This is a genomic window from Brevibacterium sp. HMSC22B09 (assembly GCF_001806795.1).
In the GTDB taxonomy this organism is placed as follows: domain Bacteria; phylum Actinomycetota; class Actinomycetes; order Actinomycetales; family Brevibacteriaceae; genus Brevibacterium; species Brevibacterium ravenspurgense.
Genome location: NZ_KV786031.1, coordinates 1 through 23,857, shown reverse-complemented (window position 1 = coordinate 23,857; position 23,857 = coordinate 1). Strand labels below are relative to the sequence as shown.

General features: G+C 61.3%; 34 protein-coding genes. 33 read left to right on the top strand and 1 reads right to left on the bottom strand.

Translation table 11 applies throughout. The annotated features are described in order from the left end of the window. Positions 1 to 76: 76 nt before the first annotated feature. The 25 genes from tuf (at position 77) to HMPREF3087_RS09430 (ending at position 17,096) form a co-directional block, all read left to right on the top strand. Positions 77 to 1,270 (top strand): elongation factor Tu, encoded by a 1,194-nt coding sequence (tuf, locus tag HMPREF3087_RS09550; protein ID WP_070428950.1) that lies wholly within the window; start codon positions 77 to 79, stop codon positions 1,268 to 1,270. A 390-nt stretch (positions 1,271 to 1,660) separates the two neighbouring features. Continuing rightward, on the top strand, positions 1,661 to 1,969 hold the full coding sequence (gene rpsJ, locus HMPREF3087_RS09545) for a 30S ribosomal protein S10 (protein WP_019174635.1): 309 nt from the start codon (positions 1,661 to 1,663) through the stop codon (positions 1,967 to 1,969). A gap of 14 nt (positions 1,970 to 1,983) precedes the next feature. Next, positions 1,984 to 2,658 (top strand): 50S ribosomal protein L3, encoded by a 675-nt coding sequence (gene rplC, locus HMPREF3087_RS09540; RefSeq protein ID WP_019174636.1) that lies wholly within the window; start codon positions 1,984 to 1,986, stop codon positions 2,656 to 2,658. Positions 2,659 to 2,663: 5 nt separating this feature from the next. Next, a complete protein-coding gene (gene rplD, locus HMPREF3087_RS09535) occupies positions 2,664 to 3,311 on the top strand; it encodes a 50S ribosomal protein L4 (protein ID WP_061941422.1) in 648 nt (215 codons plus the stop codon). Beyond that, positions 3,308 to 3,610, top strand: a complete 303-nt coding sequence (gene rplW / locus HMPREF3087_RS09530; RefSeq protein WP_019174638.1) for a 50S ribosomal protein L23 — start codon at positions 3,308 to 3,310, stop codon at positions 3,608 to 3,610. The genes rplD and rplW overlap by 4 nt, the downstream gene beginning before the upstream one ends. A gap of 30 nt (positions 3,611 to 3,640) precedes the next feature. Next, the gene (gene rplB / locus HMPREF3087_RS09525; RefSeq protein ID WP_070428949.1) at positions 3,641 to 4,477 is read left to right on the top strand and encodes a 50S ribosomal protein L2; all 837 of its coding nucleotides are present in this window, start codon (positions 3,641 to 3,643) and stop codon (positions 4,475 to 4,477) included. Positions 4,478 to 4,492: 15 nt separating this feature from the next. Beyond that, positions 4,493 to 4,774, top strand: a complete 282-nt coding sequence (gene rpsS, locus HMPREF3087_RS09520; protein WP_026022711.1) for a 30S ribosomal protein S19 — start codon at positions 4,493 to 4,495, stop codon at positions 4,772 to 4,774. 39 nt (positions 4,775 to 4,813) lie between these two features. After that, positions 4,814 to 5,188, top strand: coding sequence for a 50S ribosomal protein L22 (gene rplV, locus HMPREF3087_RS09515; RefSeq protein ID WP_019174641.1), 375 nt, complete (start codon positions 4,814 to 4,816; stop codon positions 5,186 to 5,188). Continuing rightward, entirely contained in the window at positions 5,188 to 5,991 is an 804-nt protein-coding gene (rpsC, locus tag HMPREF3087_RS09510; RefSeq protein WP_019174642.1) for a 30S ribosomal protein S3, read from the top strand. The genes rplV and rpsC overlap by 1 nt, the downstream gene beginning before the upstream one ends. 3 nt (positions 5,992 to 5,994) lie before the next feature. Then, positions 5,995 to 6,411, top strand: coding sequence for a 50S ribosomal protein L16 (gene rplP / locus HMPREF3087_RS09505; RefSeq protein WP_019174643.1), 417 nt, complete (start codon positions 5,995 to 5,997; stop codon positions 6,409 to 6,411). Between the two features lies 1 nt (position 6,412). Next, on the top strand, positions 6,413 to 6,664 hold the full coding sequence (gene rpmC / locus HMPREF3087_RS09500) for a 50S ribosomal protein L29 (protein ID WP_026022712.1): 252 nt from the start codon (positions 6,413 to 6,415) through the stop codon (positions 6,662 to 6,664). Next, positions 6,664 to 6,939, top strand: a complete 276-nt coding sequence (gene rpsQ, locus HMPREF3087_RS09495) for a 30S ribosomal protein S17 (RefSeq protein WP_026022713.1) — start codon at positions 6,664 to 6,666, stop codon at positions 6,937 to 6,939. Before rpmC ends, rpsQ begins: the two co-directional genes overlap by 1 nt. Before the next feature lie 140 nt (positions 6,940 to 7,079). Next, positions 7,080 to 7,448 (top strand): 50S ribosomal protein L14, encoded by a 369-nt coding sequence (rplN, locus tag HMPREF3087_RS09490; RefSeq protein ID WP_019174646.1) that lies wholly within the window; start codon positions 7,080 to 7,082, stop codon positions 7,446 to 7,448. A 2-nt stretch (positions 7,449 to 7,450) separates the two neighbouring features. Then, on the top strand, positions 7,451 to 7,822 hold the full coding sequence (gene rplX / locus HMPREF3087_RS09485) for a 50S ribosomal protein L24 (protein WP_019174647.1): 372 nt from the start codon (positions 7,451 to 7,453) through the stop codon (positions 7,820 to 7,822). After that, the gene (gene rplE / locus HMPREF3087_RS09480) at positions 7,822 to 8,394 is read left to right on the top strand and encodes a 50S ribosomal protein L5 (RefSeq protein WP_019174648.1); all 573 of its coding nucleotides are present in this window, start codon (positions 7,822 to 7,824) and stop codon (positions 8,392 to 8,394) included. The genes rplX and rplE overlap by 1 nt, the downstream gene beginning before the upstream one ends. Positions 8,395 to 8,470: 76 nt before the next feature. Next, complete coding sequence (gene rpsH / locus HMPREF3087_RS09475; RefSeq protein WP_026022714.1) at positions 8,471 to 8,869, top strand: 30S ribosomal protein S8; 399 nt, start codon at positions 8,471 to 8,473, stop codon at positions 8,867 to 8,869. A gap of 17 nt (positions 8,870 to 8,886) precedes the next feature. After that, positions 8,887 to 9,423 carry a 50S ribosomal protein L6 gene (rplF, locus tag HMPREF3087_RS09470; RefSeq protein ID WP_019174650.1) on the top strand — a complete coding sequence of 179 codons (537 nt, stop codon included), beginning with the start codon at positions 8,887 to 8,889 and terminating at the stop codon, positions 9,421 to 9,423. A 2-nt stretch (positions 9,424 to 9,425) separates the two neighbouring features. Beyond that, on the top strand, positions 9,426 to 9,806 hold the full coding sequence (rplR, locus tag HMPREF3087_RS09465; RefSeq protein WP_019174651.1) for a 50S ribosomal protein L18: 381 nt from the start codon (positions 9,426 to 9,428) through the stop codon (positions 9,804 to 9,806). Further along, the gene (gene rpsE, locus HMPREF3087_RS09460) at positions 9,803 to 10,432 is read left to right on the top strand and encodes a 30S ribosomal protein S5 (protein ID WP_070428948.1); all 630 of its coding nucleotides are present in this window, start codon (positions 9,803 to 9,805) and stop codon (positions 10,430 to 10,432) included. The genes rplR and rpsE overlap by 4 nt, the downstream gene beginning before the upstream one ends. Beyond that, positions 10,432 to 10,617, top strand: a complete 186-nt coding sequence (rpmD, locus tag HMPREF3087_RS09455; protein WP_019174653.1) for a 50S ribosomal protein L30 — start codon at positions 10,432 to 10,434, stop codon at positions 10,615 to 10,617. The genes rpsE and rpmD overlap by 1 nt, the downstream gene beginning before the upstream one ends. Before the next feature lies 1 nt (position 10,618). Continuing rightward, on the top strand, positions 10,619 to 11,074 hold the full coding sequence (gene rplO / locus HMPREF3087_RS09450) for a 50S ribosomal protein L15 (RefSeq protein ID WP_061941400.1): 456 nt from the start codon (positions 10,619 to 10,621) through the stop codon (positions 11,072 to 11,074). 228 nt (positions 11,075 to 11,302) lie between these two features. Beyond that, on the top strand, positions 11,303 to 12,604 hold the full coding sequence (gene secY / locus HMPREF3087_RS09445; RefSeq protein WP_070428947.1) for a preprotein translocase subunit SecY: 1,302 nt from the start codon (positions 11,303 to 11,305) through the stop codon (positions 12,602 to 12,604). 123 nt (positions 12,605 to 12,727) lie between these two features. Further along, positions 12,728 to 13,297 (top strand): adenylate kinase, encoded by a 570-nt coding sequence (locus HMPREF3087_RS09440; protein WP_061941396.1) that lies wholly within the window; start codon positions 12,728 to 12,730, stop codon positions 13,295 to 13,297. Continuing rightward, the gene (gene map, locus HMPREF3087_RS09435) at positions 13,297 to 14,133 is read left to right on the top strand and encodes a type I methionyl aminopeptidase (protein ID WP_061941394.1); all 837 of its coding nucleotides are present in this window, start codon (positions 13,297 to 13,299) and stop codon (positions 14,131 to 14,133) included. Before HMPREF3087_RS09440 ends, map begins: the two co-directional genes overlap by 1 nt. 116 nt (positions 14,134 to 14,249) lie before the next feature. Then, a complete protein-coding gene (locus tag HMPREF3087_RS09430; RefSeq protein ID WP_070428946.1) occupies positions 14,250 to 17,096 on the top strand; it encodes an alpha/beta fold hydrolase in 2,847 nt (948 codons plus the stop codon). 94 nt (positions 17,097 to 17,190) lie between these two features. Here HMPREF3087_RS09430 and HMPREF3087_RS09425 read toward each other — a convergent pair whose 3' ends face one another. Beyond that, the gene (locus tag HMPREF3087_RS09425; RefSeq protein WP_141738925.1) at positions 17,191 to 17,925 is read right to left on the bottom strand and encodes a hypothetical protein; all 735 of its coding nucleotides are present in this window, start codon (positions 17,923 to 17,925) and stop codon (positions 17,191 to 17,193) included. Between the two features lie 196 nt (positions 17,926 to 18,121). On the opposite strand from HMPREF3087_RS09425, the gene infA reads away from it, so the two are divergent. The 8 genes from infA (at position 18,122) to HMPREF3087_RS09385 (ending at position 23,809) form a co-directional block, all read left to right on the top strand. Further along, entirely contained in the window at positions 18,122 to 18,343 is a 222-nt protein-coding gene (gene infA, locus HMPREF3087_RS09420) for a translation initiation factor IF-1 (RefSeq protein ID WP_019174660.1), read from the top strand. A 75-nt stretch (positions 18,344 to 18,418) separates the two neighbouring features. Then, a complete protein-coding gene (rpmJ, locus tag HMPREF3087_RS09415) occupies positions 18,419 to 18,532 on the top strand; it encodes a 50S ribosomal protein L36 (RefSeq protein ID WP_019174661.1) in 114 nt (37 codons plus the stop codon). 198 nt (positions 18,533 to 18,730) lie between these two features. Beyond that, positions 18,731 to 19,099 carry a 30S ribosomal protein S13 gene (rpsM, locus tag HMPREF3087_RS09410; protein ID WP_019174662.1) on the top strand — a complete coding sequence of 123 codons (369 nt, stop codon included), beginning with the start codon at positions 18,731 to 18,733 and terminating at the stop codon, positions 19,097 to 19,099. 21 nt (positions 19,100 to 19,120) lie between these two features. After that, positions 19,121 to 19,522: a 30S ribosomal protein S11 gene (rpsK, locus tag HMPREF3087_RS09405; protein WP_061941388.1), complete on the top strand. Its 402-nt coding sequence runs from the start codon at positions 19,121 to 19,123 to the stop codon at positions 19,520 to 19,522. A 77-nt stretch (positions 19,523 to 19,599) separates the two neighbouring features. Further along, a complete protein-coding gene (locus HMPREF3087_RS09400; protein WP_019174664.1) occupies positions 19,600 to 20,592 on the top strand; it encodes a DNA-directed RNA polymerase subunit alpha in 993 nt (330 codons plus the stop codon). A 21-nt stretch (positions 20,593 to 20,613) separates the two neighbouring features. After that, on the top strand, positions 20,614 to 21,162 hold the full coding sequence (rplQ, locus tag HMPREF3087_RS09395; RefSeq protein WP_070428944.1) for a 50S ribosomal protein L17: 549 nt from the start codon (positions 20,614 to 20,616) through the stop codon (positions 21,160 to 21,162). 485 nt (positions 21,163 to 21,647) lie between these two features. Next, positions 21,648 to 22,925: a serine hydroxymethyltransferase gene (gene glyA, locus HMPREF3087_RS09390; protein WP_070428943.1), complete on the top strand. Its 1,278-nt coding sequence runs from the start codon at positions 21,648 to 21,650 to the stop codon at positions 22,923 to 22,925. Beyond that, positions 22,925 to 23,809 carry a bifunctional methylenetetrahydrofolate dehydrogenase/methenyltetrahydrofolate cyclohydrolase gene (locus HMPREF3087_RS09385; RefSeq protein WP_062022186.1) on the top strand — a complete coding sequence of 295 codons (885 nt, stop codon included), beginning with the start codon at positions 22,925 to 22,927 and terminating at the stop codon, positions 23,807 to 23,809. Before glyA ends, HMPREF3087_RS09385 begins: the two co-directional genes overlap by 1 nt. The last annotated feature ends 48 nt before the right edge of the window (positions 23,810 to 23,857 follow it).

Sequence of the window (23,857 nt, the reverse complement as noted above, 5' to 3'; positions counted from 1 at the left end):
CGCCCCGCCGGGCGCAACAAGTAAAAAGGCGCGGCGCTCACAAGCTTGCGCCGCACCAATCACTAGGAGGAACCCAGTGGCAAAGGCTAGCTTCGAAAGGACTAAGCCGCACGTCAACATCGGTACCATTGGTCACGTTGACCACGGTAAGACGACTCTGACCGCGGCAATCACGAAGGTCCTTGCAGACCAGTACCCCGACCTCAACGAAGCCCAGGCATTCGACCAGGTCGACAACGCTCCTGAAGAGCGTGAACGTGGTATTACCATTAACGTCTCGCACGTCGAGTACCAGACGGAAAAGCGTCACTACGCACACGTTGACGCCCCCGGTCACGCTGACTACGTGAAGAACATGATCACCGGTGCCGCCCAGATGGACGGCGCAATCCTGGTCGTCGCTGCAACCGACGGCCCGATGCCGCAGACCCGCGAGCACGTTCTGCTCGCTCGCCAGGTCGGCGTTCCCTACATTGTCGTGGCTCTGAACAAGTCCGACATGATCGACGACGAAGACCTCTTCGACCTCGTCGAAATGGAAGTTCGCGAACTCCTGTCTGACCAGGAATTCCCCGGCGACGACGCTCCGGTTGTCCGCGTGTCGGCCCTCAAGGCACTCGAAGGCGACGAGCAGTGGGTCAAGTCGGTTCAGGACCTCATGGCAGCTGTCGACGAAAACGTTCCGGAACCGGAGCGCGACATCGACAAGGACTTCCTCATGCCTGTGGAAGACGTCTTCACCATTACCGGTCGCGGTACCGTCGTCACCGGTCGTGTTGAGCGCGGCATCCTGCTGCCCAACGAAGAAATCGAGATCGTCGGCATCAAGCCGCAGTCCTCGAAGACCACCGTCACCGCAATCGAAATGTTCCGCAAGACCCTGCCGGATGCTCGTGCAGGTGAAAACGTTGGTCTGCTTCTCCGCGGTACCAAGCGCGAAGACGTTGAGCGCGGTCAGGTCATCGTGAAGCCCGGCAGCATCACCCCGCACACCAAGTTCGACGCACAGGTCTACATCCTGTCGAAGGAAGAAGGCGGCCGTCACAACCCCTTCTACTCGAACTACCGTCCGCAGTTCTACTTCCGCACCACGGACGTCACCGGCGTCATCACGCTGCCTGAGGGCACCGAGATGGTCATGCCCGGCGACGACACCGAAATGTCGGTCGAGCTCATTCAGCCGGTCGCCATGGAAGAAGGCCTCCGCTTCGCAATCCGCGAAGGTGGACGCACCGTCGGCGCAGGCCGCGTCACCAAGATCCACGCCTGATCTTCTGACAGCCTGACTAAGAGCCCCGTGGTTTCGACCACGGGGCTCTTTGCTGTCAATAGGGGAGGGGCGGCACGCCGTGATGTACGACATCGAACCCGGATTTGAGCTTGTGTGCTAGGTGTGCCAAGATAGGTAAGTTGCGTTTTCGGGCGCAGACCCCTGCTCGGCATCAGTCGGATGCCCGGAAACATCGGAAGTGAATCCAGTACGGGTTCGGTTCACCGAGGCAACTCTGCAAGCGAGTCGCACTGCCCAGGCAGCTTTTTTAAAAAGAAGTTCGCGACACGCCCGACCGCGGGGGTCGGAAGAACAGCTGGTGCAAACCGCCAGATCCGCAAGGACAGGTGGTTGATGGCCAGGAAGAACAAAGGATGGAGTTACGACGCCATGGCCGGACAGAAGATCCGCATCAGGCTCAAGTCGTACGACCACGCTGTGATCGACAGTGCTGCACGCAAGATCGTGGAGACCGTCACACGCGCTGGCGCTACGGTTGTGGGCCCCGTGCCGTTGCCGACTGAAAAGAACGTCTACTGCGTTATTCGGTCGCCTCACAAGTACAAGGACAGCCGCGAGCACTTCGAAATGCGCACCCACAAGCGGCTTATCGACATCGTCGACCCGACACCCAAGGCTGTTGATTCGCTCATGCGCCTTGACCTCGCCGACGACGTCAACATCGAGATCAAGCTCTAAGGGAGGGACTTTCAATGGCTAACACCCGTTCCAAGGCCCTTCCCACTACCCGCACCTTCAAGGGCCTGCTCGGCAAGAAGCTCGGCATGACTCAGGTGTGGGACGAAGAGGGCAACCTCGTTCCCGTCACCGCCGTCGCAGTTGACACCAACGTTGTCACCCAGATCCGCGACGTCGAAACCGACGGCTACGCAGCAATCCAGATCGGCTCCGGCGAAATCGACCCGCGCAAGGTCAACAAGCCGACCGCCGGTCACTTCGACAAGGCTGGCGTTACGCCCCGCCGCTACCTGGTTGAGCTCCGCACGGCTGACGCCGGCGAATACTCGCTTGGCCAGGAATTCGGCGTCGACGTGTTCGAAGCCGGCACCAAGGTTGACGTGACCGCCAACACCAAGGGCAAGGGCCACGCAGGCGTTATGAAGCGCCACGGCTTTGCTGGTGTCGGCGCCTCGCACGGTCAGCACCGCAACCACCGCAAGCCCGGTTCCATCGGCGGCGCAGCCACCCCCGGCCGCGTCTTCAAGGGTCAGCGCATGGCCGGCCGTATGGGCAACGTCAAGCAGACCACCCAGAACCTCACGATCCACGCAGTCGACACTGAAAACAATGTCCTGCTGGTCAAGGGTGCTGTTCCGGGAGCCAAGGGTGCTGTCGTCCTCGTTCGCTCTGCAGTGAAGGGAGCATGACTCCGATGGCTGAAACCAAGTCAATCGACGTTCTCGACGCAGCCGGCAAGAAGGCCGGAACCGCTGAACTGCCCGCCGCGATCTTCGATGTGCCGACCAACGTCGCGCTCATTCACCAGGTCGTGACCGCGCAGCTCGCAGCTGCCCGCCAGGGAACGCACAAAACCAAGACCCGCGCTGAAGTCCGCGGTGGTGGCCGCAAGCCGTGGCGCCAGAAGGGCACCGGCAACGCACGCCAGGGCTCGATCCGCGCTCCGCAGTTCGCCGGCGGTGGCATCGTCCACGGTCCGGTTCCGCGCGACTACTCGCAGCGCACCCCCAAGAAGATGAAGGCAGCAGCTCTGCGCGGCGCACTCTCGGACCGCGCGCGCTTCGGCCAGGTTCACGCAGTGACCGCCCTCGTCGACGGCGACAAGCCTTCAACCAAGGCAGCTCGCGCAGCAATCGAAAAGCTCTCGAGCAACAAGCACCAGCTTGTTGTCGTCACGAATGACGACCAGGTCACCGAGCTTTCGGTTCGCAACCTGCCCAACGTGCACACCCTGCACTGGGGACAGCTGAACACCTACGACGTGCTGATGGCCGACGACATCATCTTCACCGAGGCAGCTCTCAACGCATACCTCGGCAAGAACGAGGAGGCAGCCAAGTGAGCAGCGTAACCATCAAGGACCCGCGCGACATCATCATCGCGCCGGTCGTTTCGGAAAAGACCTACGGGCTCATGGACGAAGGCAAGTACACCTTCCTCGTTGATCCCCGGTCGAACAAAACCGAAATCAAGTACGCCATCGAAAGCATCTTCGGCGTCAAGGTCGACAAGGTGAACACCTTCAACCGCGAGGGCAAGCGCACGCGCACCCGCACCGGTTACGGCAAGCGCAAGAACACCAAGCGCGCCGTTGTCGCCCTTCGCGAAGGATCGATCGACATTTTCGGCGGATCGCTCTAAGCGATCCAGTTCAGAAGGAATTGAAGACTCATGGGAATCCGTAAGTACAAGCCCACGACCCCGGGCCGCCGTGGCTCGTCGGTCGCGGACTTCGTCGAAGTGACCCGGTCTACGCCGGAGAAGTCGCTTCTGCGTCCGCTGCCGAAGAAGGGCGGCCGAAACAGCCAGGGCCGGATCACCACCCGTCACCAGGGCGGTGGCCACAAGCGCCAGTACCGCGTGATCGACTTCCGTCGTCACGACAAGGACGGCGTCCCGGCAAAGGTCGCACACATCGAATACGACCCGAACCGCACCGCACGCATCGCACTGCTGCACTACGTCGACGGCGAGAAGCGCTACATCCTCGCCCCGAACAAGCTCAAGCAGGGCGACCGTGTCGAAGCTGGAGCACAGGCTGACATCAAGCCGGGCAATGCTCTGCCGCTGCAGAACATCCCCGTCGGCACCGTGATCCACGCAATCGAACTTCGCCCCGGCGGCGGAGCCAAGATCGGCCGCAGCGCCGGCACCTCGGCTCAGCTCGTGGCCAAGTTCGGTCGCTACGCACAGCTGCGCATGCCTTCGGGTGAAATCCGCAACGTTGATGCTCGCTGCCGCGCAACCGTCGGTGAAGTCGGCAACGCCGAACAGACCAACATCAGTTGGGGCAAGGCCGGCCGTATGCGCTGGAAGGGCATCCGCCCGACTGTCCGCGGTGTTGCAATGAACCCGATCGACCACCCGCACGGTGGTGGTGAAGGCCGCACCTCCGGTGGTCGTCACCCGGTCAGCCCCTGGGGCCAGCCGGAAGGACGCACCCGCCGTCCGAACCGCGAAAGCGACAAGTACATCGTGCGCCGCCGTCGCACCGGCAAGAAGCGCTGATAGGGAGCCTAGAAAATGCCTCGTAGCTTGAAGAAGGGCCCCTTCGTAGACGAGCACCTTTTCCAGAAGGTCGCCGCTCAGAACGAAAAGGGCACCAACAACGTAATCAAGACGTGGTCGCGTCGCTCGATGATCATCCCGGACTTCCTGGGACACACCATCGCGGTTCACGACGGACGCAAGCACGTCCCAGTGTTCATCACTGAATCAATGGTCGGGCACAAGCTCGGCGAATTCGCACCGACGCGGACGTTCCGCGGCCACGACAAGGACGACCGCAAGGGCCGCCGCGGCTGAGCCGCGCCCCTACGGGTCCTATAAGGAGAGAAGGAAACGATGGAAGCCAAGGCGAAGGCACGCTTTCTGCGTGTGACGCCCATGAAGGCTCGGCGTGTCGTTGACCTCGTTCGTGGTCAGCAGGCAACCGAAGCACTCGCGATGCTCAAGTTTGTTCCCCAGGCTGCATCTGAGCCTGTTTACAAACTCGTCGCATCGGGCATCAGCAACGCCCGTCAGGAAGCTGACAAGCTCGGCGTTGCATTCAATGAAGACGACCTCGTGATCTCGGAGATCTACGTTGACGAAGGACCGACCATGAAGCGGTTCCGTCCTCGCGCCCAGGGTCGTGCACACCGCATCGACAAGCGCACCAGCCACATCACCGTGGTCCTCACGGACGGCTCGGACGCTGATGGGAAGGAGAACGCCTGATGGGTCAGAAGATCAACCCCACCGGGTTCCGGATGGGCATCACCACCGATCACCGTTCGAAGTGGTTCTCGGACTCGACCGTTAAGGGTCAGCGCTACAAGGACTACGTCGGCGAAGACATCCGCATTCGCAAGATGCTCGAAACCGATCTCGAACGCGCAGGTCTCGCAAAGATCAACATCGAGCGCACCCGCGACCGTGTCCGCGTGGACATCCACACGGCACGCCCGGGCATCGTCATCGGCCGCCGCGGTGCGGAAGCCGACCGTCTGCGCTCGAAGCTCGAAAAGCTCACCGGCAAGCAGATCCAGCTGAACATCCTCGAAGTCAAGAACCCCGAGGTCAACGCTCAGCTGGTCGCCCAGGGTGTTGCCGAGCAGCTCGCAAGCCGCGTGGCGTTCCGCCGCGCAATGCGCAAGGCAATCCAGTCCGCACAGCGCGCTGGTGCCAAGGGCATCCGCGTGCAGTGTTCGGGCCGCCTCGGCGGTGCTGAAATGAGCCGTTCGGAGTTCTACCGCGAAGGCCGTGTGCCGCTGCACACCCTGCGCGCGAACATCGACTACGGCTTCTACGAAGCTCACACCACCTTCGGCCGCATCGGCGTGAAGGTCTGGGTTTACCGCGGCGACATGACCGACAAGGAACTTGCCGCTCAGGAAGCTGCACAGACCAACCAGCGCGGTGGACGCGGTGGTCGTGGTCGCGGACGCGGTGGTCGCGGACGCGGCGGTCAGGGTGCAGCTCAGCAGAAGAACGACAATGCTGCGGCTTCGAAAGAAGCAGCAGCCGGAACGGAGGGCTGACACGTGCTGATCCCTCGTCGTGTTAAGTACCGTAAGCCGCACCACCCCAACCTCGACGGCTACGCCAAGGGCGGAACCGAACTCGCATTCGGTGAATGGGGCATTCAGGCACTCGACGCTGCATACGTGACCAACCGTCAGATCGAAGCAGCTCGTATTGCTATGACGCGCCACATCAAGCGCGGCGGTAAGGTCTGGATCAACATCTTCCCGGACCGCCCCATTACCAAGAAGCCTGCTGAAACCCGCATGGGTTCCGGTAAGGGTTCGCCCGAATGGTGGGTTGCTCCCGTCAAGCCCGGACGCATCATGTTCGAACTCGGCGGTGTTTCGGAAGAGGTGGCCCGCGAAGCACTGCGCCTCGCAATCCACAAGCTTCCGATGAAGGCCCGCATTGTTTCTCGTGAAGGTGGTGAATGACGTGGCAGTAGGATCCAAGGATCTGACCATGGACGTTCTCGACGGCTACAACAACGAACGTCTGGGCGAAGAGCTCAAGAAGGCAAAGGCTGAACTGTTCAACCTGCGCTTCCAGGCCGCAACCGGCCAGCTCGAAAACCCCGGCCGTGTGAAGGCCGTCCGGAAGGACATTGCACGCATCTACACCGTGCTTCGCGAACGCGAGCTTCTGCTCCGCACCAACCCGGCTGACGCTAAGGAAGAGGGCAAGTGATGTCTGAAGTGACAGAAACCACCCAGCGCGGCAGCCGTAAGACCGCGCGCGGCTACGTTGTGTCTGACAAAATGGACAAGACCATCGTGGTTGAGGTCGAGCGCCGCAAGCAGCACCGTCTGTACGGCAAGATCATGCGCACGACCACCAAGTTCAAGGCCCACGACGAAGACAACACCGCAGGTGTTGGCGACCTCGTGCGTGTTGCTGAGACCCGTCCGTACTCGGCAACGAAGCGCTGGCGACTCGTAGAGATCATCGAGCGCGCCAAGTAATTCGCGGCCACCAGCTGCGGTCCACCCCGGTCCCGCCCCCACTCCTGGGGGCGGCTACCGGGGAACCGCACACGGGCACTGTAAACACAACCGTTCCGCAAGGCTCATAACGAGAACCAGCGTGACGACAGGAGAAGACATTGATCCAGCAGGAGTCGCGACTCAAAGTCGCTGACAACACCGGAGCCAAGGAAATCCTGGCCATCCGGATCCTCGGGGGTTCAGGACGTCGCTACGCGTCCGTCGGCGACACGATCGTCGCCACGGTCAAGGACGCAATCCCCGGCGGCAACGTTAAGAAGGGCGACATCGTCAAGGCTGTTGTTGTGCGCACCCGCAAGGCGCAGCGTCGCAACGACGGTTCGTACATTTCGTTCGACGAAAACGCAGCCGTCATCCTCAAGACCGACGGTGAACCGCGCGGTACCCGCATCTTCGGCCCCGTGGGCCGTGAACTGCGCGAAAAGAAGTTCATGAAGATCATCTCGCTCGCACCGGAGGTGTTGTAAGAATGACGGCACCTAAGCTGCACATCAAGAAGGGCGACACCGTTCAGGTGATCGCCGGTGCTAAGCAGGAGCGCGGCGGCGACCGCGGCAAGCAGGGCAAGGTCCTGGCCGTGTACCCCGAACGCCAGCGTGTTCTGGTCGAAGGCGTCAACCGCATCACCAAGCACAAGCGCGCCACTCAGACCGCTGCCGGCGCCACCGCCGGCGGCATCGAGATCCACGAAGCTCCGATTCACGTTTCGAACGTCATGCTCGTTGACCCCAAGGACAACAAGCCGACCCGCGTGGGCTTCCGCGAGGAAAAGGTTGAACGCGACGGCCGTACCAAGACCGTCCGCGTCCGCTACTCGCGTCGTACCGGAGAGGACATCTGATGACTGAAGCAACAGCAACCAGCCGTCCTGCACCTCGACTGCGCGAGTTCTACCGCAACGAAATCGTCGCGAAGATGCAGGAGGAGTTCAACTACGCGAACCCCATGCAGGTTCCTACGATCGAAAAGGTCGTCGTGAACATGGGTGTTGGTGACGCCGCGCGTGACTCGAAGCTCATCGAAGGCGCGATCAACGACCTGACCCTCATCACGGGTCAGAAGCCGGTTGTCACCCGCGCACGCAAGTCGATCGCACAGTTCAAGCTGCGTGAAGGTCAGCCCATCGGCGCTCACGTGACTCTGCGCCGTGCACGCATGTGGGAATTCCTTGACCGCACCATTTCGCTGGCTCTGCCGCGTATCCGCGACTTCCGCGGACTCTCGGACCGCCAGTTCGACGGCAACGGAAACTACACCTTCGGCCTGACCGAACAGTCGATGTTCCACGAAATCAACCAGGACAGCATCGACCGTGTTCGCGGTATGGACATCACGATCGTCACGACCGCCAAGACCGACGAAGAGGGCCGGGCGCTTATCAAGCACCTGGGCTTCCCCTTTAAGACAAACTGAACCACTACGTTGAAGGTCCGTGCCGGGACCTGAGGGGACCGGCACAGAAACCGCAGCGAGGAAGGGCTAAAGCCCAATGACTATGACTGACCCAGTCGCAGACATGCTTACGCGTCTGCGCAACGCCAACTCGGCGTACCACGAGGATGTCAGCATGCCGCACAGCAAGCTGAAGGCAAACATCGCCGACATCCTCAAGGCCGAGGGCTACATCGCCGACTACCGCGTCGAAGACGCTCGTGTTGGCAAGACCCTGGAAATGGACCTGAAGTTCGGCCCGAACCGTGAACGTTCGATCGCCGGCCTCAAGCGCATCTCCAAGCCCGGTCTTCGCGTCTACGCCAAGAGCACGAACCTGCCGAAGGTTCTCGGCGGTCTCGGCATCGCGATTCTGTCCACGTCGTCCGGTCTCATGACTGACCGCACGGCAGCTAAGAAGGGTGTGGGCGGGGAAGTCCTCGCCTACGTCTGGTAAGGGAAGGAGAGAGCACAATGTCACGTATCGGCAAGCGCCCCATCTCCGTCCCCAGCGGTGTTGAGGTCAAGATCGACGGCCAGACCGTCAACGTGAAGGGCCCCAAGGGCGAACTGAGCCACACCGTTGCAGAACCGATCACGGTTGCACTGGAAGACGGCGTCATCACCCTTGAGCGTCCGAACGAAGAGCGCGAATCCCGCGCCCTGCACGGTCTGTCGCGCACGATGGTCGACAACATGATCATCGGTGTGACCCAGGGCTACGAGAAGAAGCTCGAGATCGTCGGCACCGGTTACCGCGTTCAGGCGAAGGGCAGCGACATCGAAATGTCGCTGGGCTACTCGCACTCGATCCCGGTTGCCGCTCCGAAGGGAATCACCTTCACGGTTGAGGGCAACAACAAACTCACCGTCAGCGGAATCGACAAGCAGCTTGTCGGCGAAGTCGCTGCGAACATCCGCAAGCTTCGCAAGCCCGAACCCTACAAGGGCAAGGGTGTCCGCTACGCAGGCGAACAGGTTCGCCGCAAGGTTGGAAAGGCTGGTAAGTAACCATGGCCTTCGGATTGAAGAAGAGCCGCGGCAAGTCCAAGACTGCTGCACGCAACCGTCGCCACGCTCGTCTGCGCAAGCACATCAACGGTACGCCCGAACGTCCCCGTCTTTCGGTGACCCGTTCGTCGCGCCACGTGTTCGTCCAGGTTATCGACGACGAAGCCGGCAAGACCGTTGCTTCGGCTTCCACCATGGAAACCGAGCTGCGTTCGTTCGACGGCGACAAGACCGCAAAGGCCCGCAAGGTCGGCGAACTGATCGCCGAACGCGCGAAGGCTGTCGGTGTTGAGGCTGTCGTCTTTGACCGCGGCGGCAACGCCTACCACGGCCGTGTGGCCGCAATCGCAGAGGGCGCACGTGAAGGAGGTCTGGCGCTGTGAGCAACGAAGAGAAGACAAACCAGACTGAGCAGCAGAACCCCGATCGCGGTCGCGGTCGTGGTCGCGGCCAGGGCGGTCGCCGCGGTGGACGCGGTGAGCGCGAAGACAAGAACCAGTTCATTGAGCACGTTGTCACCATCAACCGCGTGTCCAAGGTTGTGAAGGGTGGACGCCGTTTCTCCTTCACCGCCCTGGTCGTTGTGGGCGATGGCGATGGCATGGTCGGCATGGGCTACGGCAAGGCCAAGGAAGTTCCCGCGGCTATTGCCAAGGGTGTTGAGGAAGCGAAGAAGAACTTCTTCCGCGTTCCCCGCATCGAGAAGACCATTCCGCACCCGGTGCAGGGTGAAGACGCTGCCGGCATTGTCCTGCTGCGTCCGGCTTCGGCTGGTACCGGTGTTATCGCCGGTGGTCCGGTCCGCGCCGTCCTCGACTGCGCTGGCATCCACGACATTCTTTCGAAGTCGCTGGGTTCGGCTAACGCCATCAACATCGTGCACGCCACCATCGCAGCGCTGAAGGGCCTGGAGCGTCCGGAGGAAGTCGCGGCTCGCCGTGGACTTCCTGTTGACGAAGTTGCTCCGCACGCTCTTCTGCGCGCAGCAGAAAGCGGGGCTAGCGCCTGATGGCTAAGAAGCTGAAGATTACGCAGATCAAGTCGACAATCGGTGGCAAGCCACAGCACCGTGAAACCATTCGCACCCTGGGTCTCAAGCGTCTGCACCACTCGGTGATTCGCGAAGACCGTCCTGAGGTTCGCGGCATGGTCAACGCTGTGCGCCACCTGGTCAAGTGCGAAGAGGTGGACTGACATGGCTGAAGAACGCGCACTCAAGCTTCACCACCTGCGCCCCGCTAAGGGTGAAAAGACCGCCAAGCAGCGCTACGGTCGCGGTGAAGCAGGTAAGGGCGGTAAGACCGCAGGCCGCGGAACCAAGGGCACGCAGGCCCGTTACCAGGTTCCCCACGGCTTTGAGGGTGGCCAGACGCCGCTGCACATGCGTCTGCCGAAGCTCCGCGGTTTCAAGAACCCGAACAAGGTGACCTACGCGGTCGTCAACCTGGACAAGCTGCAGACTCTGTTCCCGGAAGGCGGCGACATCACCGTTGCCGATCTGGTGGAGAAGGGCGCTGTTCGCGCCAAGCAGCCCGTCAAGGTTCTTGGTGAGGGCGAACTTACCGTGAAGATCAACATTACGGCTCAGAAGTTCTCCGGTTCTGCGATCGAAAAGATCAAGGCTGCCGGCGGTACCGCTACTGAAGCCTGATTGACGACAGCTGAGGCTGTCTGATTTCGCTGACGAGGCGGAGGTCAACTTGACCTCCGCCTCGTCTGTTTTTGTGTGGGGCAGGGGTGACGAGGTGTCGGTCGCCTGGTATGTCAGACTCGGGTTTGCTTGGCTTGGTGGACCCGAGTAAAGTACCTGCGGTATCTGTCTGCGGAATCGTCGTGCCTGAAATTTCCGGCTCGGAGGTTCCTTATCTCAGGAGGACGTTTGTTCGGCGCTATCGGTAGAGCCTTCCGGACCCCGGATCTGAGGAACAAACTCCTCTTCACTTTGGGCATCATCGTGCTCTTCCGCTTGGGCAGCTTTATTCCTGCGCCGGGCATTGACTACGCGAACGTTCAGCAGTGTGTGTCGAATCCGCAGCTGAATTCGGGTGCGTTCGGAATGATCAACCTGTTCTCCGGTGGTGCGCTGCTGAAGCTGTCGATCTTTGCGCTGGGCATCATGCCCTACATCACGGCGTCGATTATCACGCAGCTTCTGCGCGTTGTGATTCCGCGTTTTGAGGCTCTGCACAAGGAAGGCGCTTCCGGTCAGGCCAAGCTGACGCAGTACACCCGCTACATGACTATCGGTCTGGCGGTCCTGAACGCTACGACTCTTGTCACGACTGTTCGCACGGGTGCTCTTTTCGGCAACGTCGAAGGCTGTGAGAACATCATCGTCCGTGACGAATGGTGGGCTCAGCTGATCATCGTTCTGACCCTGACCGCCGGTACCGCGCTCATCATGTGGCTCGGTGAGCAGATCACAGAGCGCGGGGTCGGCAACGGCATGTCGCTGCTGATCTTTACTTCTGTTGCTGCTGGCTTCCCGACTGCTTTCGGTTCGATTCTGAAGTCCAAGGGTCCGGATATCTTCGCGATCGTCTGCCTGGTCGGCCTGCTGGTTGTCGCTCTGGTTGTCTTCGTTGAGCAGTCGCAGCGTCGCATCCCTGTGCAGTACGCCAAGCGCATGGTTGGTCGCCGTATGTTCGGAGGAACCTCCACCTACATTCCGATCAAGGTCAACCAGGCCGGTGTTATCCCGGTGATCTTCGCCAGCTCGATTCTGTACCTGCCGCAGCTCATTTCCCAGTTCGGCAACCCCGAGTCCGGTTGGGTGCAGTGGATCAACACGTACTTGGCCCGCGGCGACCACCCGATTTACATGGCCATTTATGCCGGTCTGACCATCTTCTTCGCTTTCTTCTACGTTGCGATTACGTTCAACCCGGAAGAGGTTGCCGACAACATGAAGAAGTACGGCGGATTCATTCCGGGTATTCGTGCCGGCAAGCCCACCGAGGACTACCTGCGCTTCGTTCTGAACCGCATCACGGCTCCCGGTTCGCTGTACCTCGCGTTTGTGGCCATGATCCCGCTGATCGCCCTGGTGCTTGTCGATGCGAACCAGGACTTCCCGTTCGGCGGTACTTCGATCCTCATTGTGGTGGGTGTCGGTCTCGAAACGGTCAAGCAGATCGATTCGCAGATGCAGCAGCGCCACTACGAAGGCCTCCTGCGCTGATAAGCGGGAAAGCTCACTTACACCTTTGACCAGTGCGCAGACCCGAATCCTGACCAGACCGGTTGGGGTTCGGGTCTGTGCGCTTAGGTAGCATTCGATTAGGAACAAATCGGAAGGACGCACATGACAAAGCGCATCATCCTCATCGGCCCTCCCGGTGCCGGCAAGGGCACGCAGGCCGCCAAGCTCAGCTCCACGCTGTCGATCCCCGCTATTTCGACCGGAGATATCTTCCGTGCGAACGTGAAGGGCGAAACCGAACTGGGCAAGAAGGCTAAGCGCTACATGGACGCTGGCGAATACGTACCGGACGAGGTCACCAACTCGATGGTTGCCGACCGTCTGCAGCAGGACGATGCCAAGGAGGGCTTCCTCCTCGACGGCTACCCCCGCACTGAGGCTCAGGTGAATGAGCTCGACAAGATGCTGGAAGCTGCTGGCCACAGCCTGGATGCTGTTGTCGAACTGACCGCTGACACCGATGAGATTGTCGGCCGCCTGCTGGCTCGCGCCCAGACTGAGGGCCGTTCGGACGACACTGAAGATGTCATCCGCCACCGTATGGATGTGTACGAAGAGCAGACTCAGCCGTTGACTGACATCTACCGTCGCCGCGGTCTGCTGCGTCAGGTGGACGGCCTCGGGGAAATCGATGCCATCACCGAGCGGATTATGAAAGCACTTGAAGGCTGATGTTCGGTCCTAAGATCGAATTGAAGACGGACGACCAGATACGCACAATGCGTCGTGCGGGTCTGGTCACCCGTGCTGCTTTGGAAGCAGCTGCGGCCGCCTGCGTGCCCGGCGCTACGACGGAAGACGTCGATGCCGCTGGAGCCCGGGTTATTGAGGAGCACGGCGCAACGTCGAACTTCTTGGGCTACATGGGCTATCCAGCCACGCTGTGCGTTTCGGTCAATGACGTCATCGTTCACGGAATCCCGTCTGACGACATCGTCCTCAAAGAGGGCGACATGGTGTCGATTGACGGAGGTGCGATCGTTGACGGCTGGCACGGCGATTCCGCTATCACTGTTTTTGTGGGCGGACGCGAAGCTGCGCGCAAGCAGGACCTTCGGGTGTCTGATGCGACGGAAGAGTCCATGTGGGCGGGTATCGCGGCTTTTTCGCGTGCCAAGCACATCGACGAAATCGGTGCGGCCATTGAGGGCTGGGTGTTGGAAAACGCACCTGAACTCGAAGGCGGGCTGATCGAAGACTTCACGGGTCACGGCATCGGTTCGCAGATGCACATGGAACCGGAAGTGCTCAACTACGCGGTGAAGAAGCGCGGTCCGAAGATCAAGCCGGGTATGGCCATCTGCATTGAGCCGATGCTCACCACCGGCGGCGCTGATAGCCGCACGCTTGATGACGAATGGACTGTCGTCACCGCTGATGGTTCCCGAGCATCCCATTGGGAGCACACGGTTGCCCGCCACGCCAAGGGCATTTGGGTGCTCACCGCCCCGGACGGCGGCAGGGAGCGTCTGGCGCGCTACGGCGTCGAGCCGGTTCCGCTGGACTGAGCAAAGCTGACTCACGAGGTGGGTGTTCAGATTTCTGAACACCCACCTCGTGATTTTTCTGACTTTTTGCTCCATAAACCTTGACTCTCACCTGTGTCCATATAATTTTGTGTTCTGTGACACATTTGAAATCTTTGAGAACGCGCCCCGCGAACTCTGTTTTCGCCGCGGCAGCAGCAACAGCCCTGACCCTCGGAATCGGTGCTCCCGCAGCGGCAAGCACTTCTAGTGAACCTGCGTCAGAGTCGACGCAGGAATCGCAGAATGCTGAGCCTGGCAGCACTCCAGCTGAAGAGCCGGCGGAAGAGACTGGCACCGCCGCGGACGCAGAACCTGCTGATGATCCCAGCGGTGACCCGGACGACACCTCGGCCGACGGCGGAAACCCGAGCGGCACCTCGGCCGACGGCGAAAACCCTGCCGAACCCGAGGCAGGCGACGAAGCCGAAGAAAAGCCGGCCGACGAGTACTACCCGGGACTGGCAAAGAAGCTGTTCAAAAAGGGGGAGGGGCACTACCAGGTGCCGGCCCCGACCGCGGGCGGCAAGTCGGCGGGCAAAGTGCCGGCAGGGCTTGAGAGCTACTACAGCCAGAAGATCGACTGGTCGGCAGACAACTGTGCAGCGATGGGCCTGCCGGACTACTCCGAGGAGATCGGTCGGCCAGCCGAATGCGGGTACATGATCGCCCCGATTGATGCGAAGAACCCAGAAAAGGGCAATATCGCCATTGCGGTGCAGCGCGTCAAAGCCGGCAAGCTTGAAGAAGCCGAAGGCGGCGGGGTCAAGTTCACTCCGAACAGCAAGCCCAAAGGCTCCGTTCTGTACAACCCCGGCGGTCCCGGTGGTTCGGGCATGATGTTTGCCACCTGGCAGGCATGGGACCAGCCTGAACTGGCTGAGGACTTCGACATGATCGGCTTCGACCCGCGCGGTGTCGGTGCCTCCATGCCGTTTTCCGAATGTGCAACTGATCAGCAGCAGGACGCATCCCGTGACCTCAACCCGTGGAAAGACGGCCGGGACAAAGCGGAAGAAGTCTTCAACACCGACACCAAGAAGTACGCTGATGCGTGCTTCGAGAACACGGGCAAGCTGTTCGGTCTTGATGCTGAGGGTCGGAAGGACCTGATCAAGCACCTGGGCACGTGGGATGCGGTCGGTGACATGGACATCCTGCGCTCTGTTGTCGGCGATGAGAAGCTCAACTACGTCGGCTGGTCGTACGGAACATCGCTGGGCTACCGCTACGCGCAGAAGTACGGCGACAGCGTGGGCAAGCTTGTCCTCGACGGTGTTGTCGACCCGGGTGACGCCGAAGCAGTCAAAGCGCTGAAGGCCATCAACGCCCGCTCGGACCGCTTCGCAGACCTTGGGGACACTGTGGCCCAGGAAAACAGCACTGGTGCAGGTGACAAGGCAGGTGCGGGTACCGGCAAAACAGCCAAGGCCAGCGAAAAGATCGACCTTGATGGACTGACGGAGGACCAGAAGGACACCGTCAACCAGGGTGCTGGCTTCCAGGACACCTTCGAACAGTTCGCTAAGGACTGTGCCGCGAAGGGCCGCGAGGGCAAGACCTACGGTGAACTGTGGCCGGATGCGTTCGGCGAAACCCCGCTTGCCGACCAGAAGTTCACGTGTGCGCTCGGTGAAAGCGACGACCCGAAGGTTCTCAGCGACAACAACGCGAAGCTGCTCCAGACGCTTGAAACGGCTGACGGGGGCAAGGGTCTGCCCACCGGCAACCCGGACGATCAGCGTCGCATCACGTTCTCAGTTGGGCGCCTCGGTGAATTCCAGGCCCTCTACAGCACTTCGCTGTGGCCGCGTCTGAACTACGCGCTGAATGAGCTCAAAGCGGGTAAGTCAGCAGGTCAGCTTCTGATTCTCGCTGACATGTACGACGGCCGCGACGAATCAGGCCACTACGACCCGTCCGGTGCGGCTTTTACGAACATTCGCTGCACCGACTCCAACAGTGCACATGAGCCGAAGGACGAAGCCAAGCTCGCTCAGGTCCGCAAATTCGCGGAAGCCTACGACGCGGCAGCGCCGTTCCAGCGCGCGAGCGTTTCGCCGGCCGGCTATGACACGTGTGACTTCTGGAAGTTCAAGGGCACGCTGCCCAAGTCCAAGCAGCTGACGAAGGTTCCGAACATCCTCGTGGTGTCCACCTCGCACGACCCTGCAACGCCCTACGCAGCGGGTGTCAAGATGGCTGAGCTCATTGACGGTTCGCTGCTGAGCGTGGCCGGCAACGACCACACCTCCTACCAGGCTGCTGGCGGATGCGTGTCTGACACCGTGAACACGTTCCTCAGCAAGGGACGGGTTCCCCGTGACGGCGACTTCGGCGAGAAGCTGGACAAGCCGGACACCGCGAAGGACCACAACGGCAAGACGGTGAACCTGCCGAACAAGTGCAAGATGCAGACGTTCCGCACCGACGGCTTCACCCTGTCCACCTCGAAAGCGCATGTTGGCAGCGAAGTCGGCTTCAAGGTGACGCACCTTGATTCGGAAACTGACTATGTCCTGAAGATCGGCGACAAGACCTACGCGTTCACCACTGACAACGGCGGCAACTTCGCTGGCGTGTTCTCGGTGCCCGAGGGCCTGAAGGCCGGTTCGACTGTTGAAGTTGCGATCGTCGATGCTCAGGGCAAGAAAGTGGGGAGCGCAGGGCTCGAGATCCTGTCGAAGGACAAGCCGCGGAAGGACGGCCCGGAAGCGGGCGGTTCAACTGAGGGCAAAGACAAGCCCGGTGACACGGGCGGCGACAAGCCCGATGACAAGCCTGGTGACAAGGGCGGTAAGACCCCGAACGACAATGCAGAGGGCGAAAGCAAGCCTCTGCCGCGCACGGGTGCTGATGTTGCGGGAATCCTCGCCGCTGCGGCTCTCTTGCTGGCCGCGGGTTCGGCTATGGCTGTCAACGGCCGCCGCAAAGGTCGTCACTGAGCAGATGTGATCGGCTGACGCTGGTCTGAAAGCGCTCGCGGGCCCCGATTGTTCGGGACCCGCGAGCGCTTTTTGTTGGCTGACGAGGTGGAGCTCACCATGTTCTGTCAGCGCGGTTTGGGTTTGTGGGTAACCCGGGCTGTCGCAGCTTCGGGCCGATGAAGACCGTCATGGTTGCTTCAGTCAGCTGGTGTGCGCTCAGTTGAAGGGCGTCGGTGTCGATGTCGGTGCGTCCGGTCAGCACGGGGTTGCGCAGAAGCAGCCTGGGGGAGTGGTCGGTGTTGCTGCGCTCGCCGGAAGTGTGGCCGACGACCGCGTACACGTGGTTCGGTGTGATCCGCACGGGTATGCCGTCTCGTGTGTCACTCAGGTCGAAGCTGCTGCGCTTAGGCAGGGTTGCGGCGACGACGGGGCGTCCGCTCTTAAGTCCACGGGCGGCGGCGCGAAGTGCGAACTCGGCCAGGCCGGGAAGTGCGGGTATCGCAATACCCGGCGAACCGAAAAGAAACTGAAATCCCCTGAACGGCAGGTGACCTTCAAGGCGTGAGCCGAGAACTGTCTGCGCTGCAGCCTCGACAAGTGTTGTGCTGTTGACTTTCCCGGCACGCGAACCGCTGCGGTCGCGCGCGTGTGCGGGAATGTTTGTGGTGATGGGAGCTGTTCCCGCGTCGACAACAGCGCGAGTTGCAGTCCTGTGCACGACCGTGCGGTCGCAGAATCCGGGAGCTGCCACCTCGGCCGCAATGAGCGGCGCAATAAGCCAACAGGTGCCCAGCGGACCTTGCCGAATATCTGCGCACTGCGTCACATCAGTTGGAAAGTCAAGCATATTCGCTGTAGGATAGACAATTGGCTTGTGGGCTGTCGGCATTTCGGCTCCCATAACGCGCTCACTCTAGCGCAGAATCCCGCTGTGGATGACGGGCGGCAGTGAGTGCAGGAAACCGAATTTTCGCAACCACGAGCTGTACGGATAAGACACTCAATCCGCGGGATTCCGCGGGGAGCAGGGGTAAGCGAACGATATGGCCAAAAAAGAAGGGGTCATTGAGATCGAGGGTACGGTCGTCGAGGCTCTGCCCAACGCGATGTTCCGCGTTGAGCTGACCAACGGCCACCTTGTGCTTGCGCACATCTCCGGAAAGATGCGCCAGCACTACATCCGCATCCTTCCCGAAGACCGTGTTGTAGTGGAGCTGTCTCCCTACGACCTTTCTCGCGGACGGATTGTCTACCGCTACAAGTAAGGATCTTTTGACACTCACCGCGACCACCCCTTGGGCTGGCCCCGAGGGGCTTTGTGGTGACAAGAAGGAATAGCGATGAAAGTTAAGCCAAGCGTCAAAAAGATCTGCGACAGCTGCAAGGTCATCCGCCGCAACTCGGTGGTCATGGTGATCTGCTCGAACCCGCGTCACAAGCAGCGCCAGGGCTGATCAGCTAACGCAGATCGATGGGTTCGCTTCCCGTAAAGGGCAGGCGAGTCCACACCCAAGCAGGCATCGCCCCCTCGCTGGCAGGAACTCCTGCACGGCGAGGACGACACCCCCGGTTCGAGGGCCGGGGACCGGGTCCGAAAAGACATCCGGACATGCCTGAGCAAGAACCTTCGAATATCTACATGGAGTAAACACATGGCACGTTTAGCCGGAGTTGACCTCCCGCGCGAAAAGCGCGTGGAAGTCGCCCTGACATACATTTTTGGTGTGGGCCGCACTCGTGCGAGCCAGACCCTCACGGAAACCGGCATCAGCCCGGACATCCGCGTTAAGGACCTGACCGACGATCAGCTCGTGCAGCTGCGCGACTACATCGAAGGCACCTTCAAGGTTGAAGGCGATCTGCGCCGCGAGGTTGCAGCCGACATCCGCCGCAAGGTTGAAATCGGCAGCTACCAGGGTGTTCGTCACCGCCGCGGCCTGCCCGTCCGCGGTCAGCGCACCAAGACCAACGCGCGTACGCGCAAGGGTCCGAAGCGCACCGTTGCAGGCAAGAAGAAGTAAGCGTTCGAGTAGGAGATTTAGATGCCACCCAAGTCACGAGCTGCTGCTCGCAAGCCCCGTCGTCGCGATAGGAAGAACCTGGTCAACGGCCAGGCTCACATCAAGTCGACGTTCAACAACACCATCGTTTCCATCACGGACCCCACCGGCGCCGTGGTCTCCTGGGCTTCTTCTGGTGAGGTCGGATTCAAGGGTTCGCGCAAGTCGACCCCGTACGCCGCTCAGATGGCTGCTGAATCCGCTGCGCGCCGCGCACAGGAACACGGCCTGAAGAAGGTTGACGTTTTCGTCAAGGGCCCCGGTTCCGGTCGCGAAACCGCTATCCGCTCGCTCCAGGCCACCGGCCTTGAGCTGGGCACCATTCAGGACGTCACCCCGCACCCGCACAACGGCTGCCGTCCGCCCAAGCGCCGCCGCGGCTGAGTCGGCACAGCGTAACGAGTCCAGAACTCTTTAAGCGCGAACGTCATATAGCGGATGTTCGCTGAAAGGAAGCCCACGTGCTCATTGCACAGCGTCCCACGCTCACTGAAGAGGTTGTCTCCGATCTGCGCTCCCGGTTCGTCATCGAGCCCCTGGAGCCTGGCTTCGGCTACACCCTCGGCAACTCGCTGCGTCGTACCCTTCTGTCCTCCATCCCCGGTGCCGCCGTCACCAGCATCCGCATTGACGGTGTGCTGCACGAGTTCACCACGGTTCCCGGAGTCAAGGAAGACGTCACCGAGTTCATCCTCAACCTGAAGTCGCTTGTCGTCTCCTCGGAATTCGACGAACCCGTCGTCGCCTACCTGCGCAAGCAGGGCCCCGGCGATGTCACGGCCGCTGACATCAGCGCACCGGCAGGTGTTGAGATCCACAACCCGGACCTCTTCATCGCCACGCTGAACGAAGAAGGCTCGCTCGACATGGAGCTGACGATCGAACGCGGTCGCGGCTACGTGTCGGCTGCTCAGAACAAGAACGCAGATGCTGAGATCGGCCGTATCCCGGTTGACTCCATCTACTCGCCCGTTCTGCGCGTGACCTACAAGGTCGAAGCCACTCGTGTTGAACAGCGCACCGACTTCGACCGCCTGGTCGTCGACGTCGAGACCAAGCCTTCGATCTCTCCGCGCGACGCACTGGCTTCGGCCGGTACGACGCTTGTTGAGCTCTTCGGCCTGGCCCGTGAACTCAACGTGGAATCGGAAGGCATTGAGATCGGCCCTTCGCCGGTTGACGCAGCCATGGCTGCTGACCTGGCACTGGCCATTGAAAGCCTCGACCTCACGGTTCGTTCCTACAACTGCCTGAAGCGCGAAGGCATCCACACCGTCGGCGAGCTCGTCAGCCGCAGCGAAGCCGACCTGATGGACATCCGCAACTTCGGCTCGAAGTCGATCGAAGAAGTCAAGCAGAAGCTCGACGAGCTCGGCCTGAGCCTTAAGGACAGCGCCGCCTCGCTTTCCGAGCCCGCTGACGACCTTTCGTTCGTCGAGGACGAACAGTTCTAAGAATTTCCAAGGAGAAAACCCATGCCTACGCCTACCAAGGGCAACCGCCTCGGCGGTTCCCCGGCGCACGAGCGGGCAATGCTGAACAACCTTGCAGCCCAGCTCTTTGAAAACAAGTCGGTGAAGACCACCGAAACCAAGGCCAAGCGCCTGCGCCCGCACGCCGAGCGTCTGATCACCTTCGCCAAGAAGGGTGACCTCGCTTCGCGTCGTCGCGTCCTGCGTTCGATCAGCGACAAGGGCATTGTGCACGAGCTGTTCACCTCGATCGCACCTGCTGTTGCTGAACGCCCGGGTGGTTACACCCGCATCACCAAGATCGGCACCCGCCCCGGTGACAACGCCCCCATGGCTGTCATCGAACTGGTTCTTGAGGCTTACTCGCCCAAGCAGGCCGTGGTGAAGGAAGCAGAAGGCGCAGCCGCCGCCTCGGCTGACGAAAAGGCCGAAGCTCCGGCTGAAGAAGTCGAAGCTGCACCGGATGTCGAATCCGGCCCGCAGGAAGACGAAGCCCAGGAAGCCGCCGATGACGCAGATGCTGAAGCAGATGCTGAAAAGGACGAAGCCTGATCTGAGCTTCTCTGAAGCCTGAAACGAAGGCGCCGCAGAACGTGGTTCTGCGGCGCCTTTCGTGTTTCTGCCTTCGCAGCCCCACACACCCGTTTGCAGCGAATCCACCCCTTAGCCGGGGTCCACGCTTTAGCGACAAATCCACGCTTTAGCCGCAGGGAGGCACGCTTCAGCAAGGAATCTGCGGTTTAGCCGCCACTGCTAAGGCGAAGATTCCGGCTAACGGGAGTCTGGGTGTGTGGAGGGGCTCCCGAGGTGGGGTTCTGCCGCCAAGGGGAGCGGCACCTCGTGCACGAACCTGGGGAGGGCATACGAGGTGGAGCGCCCCTCCTCAGCACCCCCACCTTCCGCTGCCCCGCCTACACCCACAGCATCCATCCCGTCCGCTATGTGTCGGCGGAAGTGTGAACGTGTGACCCGTGAGACAATGAGGCCGTTGTGCCCGCTCAGACCGCACAACGGCTGTCTGAAGGAAAGGAACGTGGATGTCGAACACGCCTCTGTCGCAGAGCATCGCGGACATTGATCCCGAAATCGCCAAGGTGCTTGACCAGGAGCTCGGCCGCCAGCAGGACTACCTGGAAATGATTGCGTCGGAGAACTTTGTTCCCCGCGCTGTGCTGCAGGCTCAGGGCTCGGTGCTGACGAACAAGTACGCCGAAGGCTACCCGGGTCGCCGCTACTACGGCGGCTGTGAATACGTTGACGTCGCAGAGAACCTCGCGATCGAACGAGCAAAGTCGCTCTTCGGCGCGAAGTACGCAAACGTCCAGCCGCACTCCGGTGCTTCCGCCAATGCCGCCGTCATGCACGCACTGGCGCGTGCCGGTGACGGTCTGCTGGGCCTCGACTTGGCTCACGGCGGTCACCTGACGCACGGCATGAAGATCAACTTCTCGGGACGTCTGTACAACGTGTCGTCCTACGAGGTTGACCCTGAAACCAACCGCGTGGACATGGATCAGGTCCGTGAACGCGCTCTTGAGCACAAGCCGAAGGTCATCGTGGCCGGCTGGTCGGCCTACCCGCGTCAGCTGGACTTCAAGGCCTTCCGCGAAATCGCTGACGAAGTCGGCGCTTACCTGTGGGTCGACATGGCGCACTTTGCTGGTCTTGTCGCAGCTGGTCTGCACCCCAACCCGGTTGAGTACGCCGACGTTGTGTCTTCGACGGTCCACAAGACCCTCGGCGGTCCCCGTTCGGGCTTCATCCTGACGAACTCGGAAGAGCTCAACAAGAAGATCAACTCGGCTGTTTTCCCCGGTCAGCAGGGCGGTCCGCTCATGCACGTGATCGCGGGCAAGGCTGTCGCGTTCAAGCTGGCAGCAGAAGACGAATTCAAGGACCGCCAGAAGCGCACCATCGAAGGCGCACAGATCCTCGCTGAGCGTCTGCTTCGCGACGATGTTGCTGAAGCCGGTGTTTCGGTCCTGTCCGGCGGCACTGACGTTCACCTGGTGCTCGTTGACCTGCGCAACAGCGAAATCGACGGCAAACAGGGTGAAGACCTTCTGCACCAGGTGGGCATCACCGTCAACCGCAACGCTGTTCCGTTTGACCCGCGTCCGCCCATGGTGACCTCTGGTCTGCGCATCGGCACCCCCGCCCTTGCCACCCGCGGTCTTGACGCTGCAGCCTTCACCGAGGTTGCCGACATCATCGCCGAAACGCTCAAGCCCGGTGCGGACCTTGCAGCGCTGCGTGAGCGTGTTGCTAAGGTCACGAAGGACTTCCCGCTCTACGAAGGACTGGAACAGTACTGATGCCACAGAAGCTTGACGGCAAAGCGACAGCCACTGCAATCAAACAGGAACTCGCCGTGCGGGCGCAGGCCCTGAAGGACCGGGGCGTCACCCCGGGACTGGGCACACTGCTCGTCGGCGAAGACCCAGGGTCGCAGTGGTATGTCGCCGGCAAGCACCGCGACTGCGCTGAGGTTGGAATCGCGTCGATCCGCGAAGATCTCCCAGCGACCGCCACTCAGCAGGAGATCGAAGACGCGGTCACCAGGCTCAACAACAACCCAGAATGTACGGGTTTCATCGTGCAGCTGCCCCTGCCGGACGGCATCGACACCAACCGTGTGCTCGAACTGGTCGACCCGGACAAGGACGCTGATGGTCTGCACCCCACGAACCTGGGGCGCCTGGTCTTGCGGGTGCGTGAAGACGTGACTTCGCCGCTGCCGTGCACCCCGCGCGGCATCGTTGAGCTTCTGGAGCGTCACGGCGTGGACTTGAACGGCAAGCACGTGGTTGTTCTGGGCCGCGGTGTAACAGTGGGCCGTCCCATTGGTCTGCTGCTGACTCGCCGCGATGTCAACGCCACCGTCACGCTCACTCACACCGGCACGAAGAACCTCCCCGAACTGCTGCAGCAGGCTGACGTCATTGTTGCGGCAGCCGGGGTGAAAGACATCGTCGCCGGTGACGCTGTGAAAGACGGAGCCGTTCTCGTGGACGTCGGTGTGTCCCGCGAAGAAGACCCGGAGACAGGCAAGTCGAAGGTCGTCGGCGATGTTTCGCAGGAAGCCCAGGCGAAGGCCTCCTGGTACTCACCGAACCCCGGGGGAGTGGGCCCCATGACCCGCGCCATGCTCCTGGCCAATGTCATCGACATGGCAGAGCGGGCCGCTGACCGCGGCTGACCGCGGCCTCCCTCAAACCACAAAGCACGAGGCGCCAGTACAGAATTC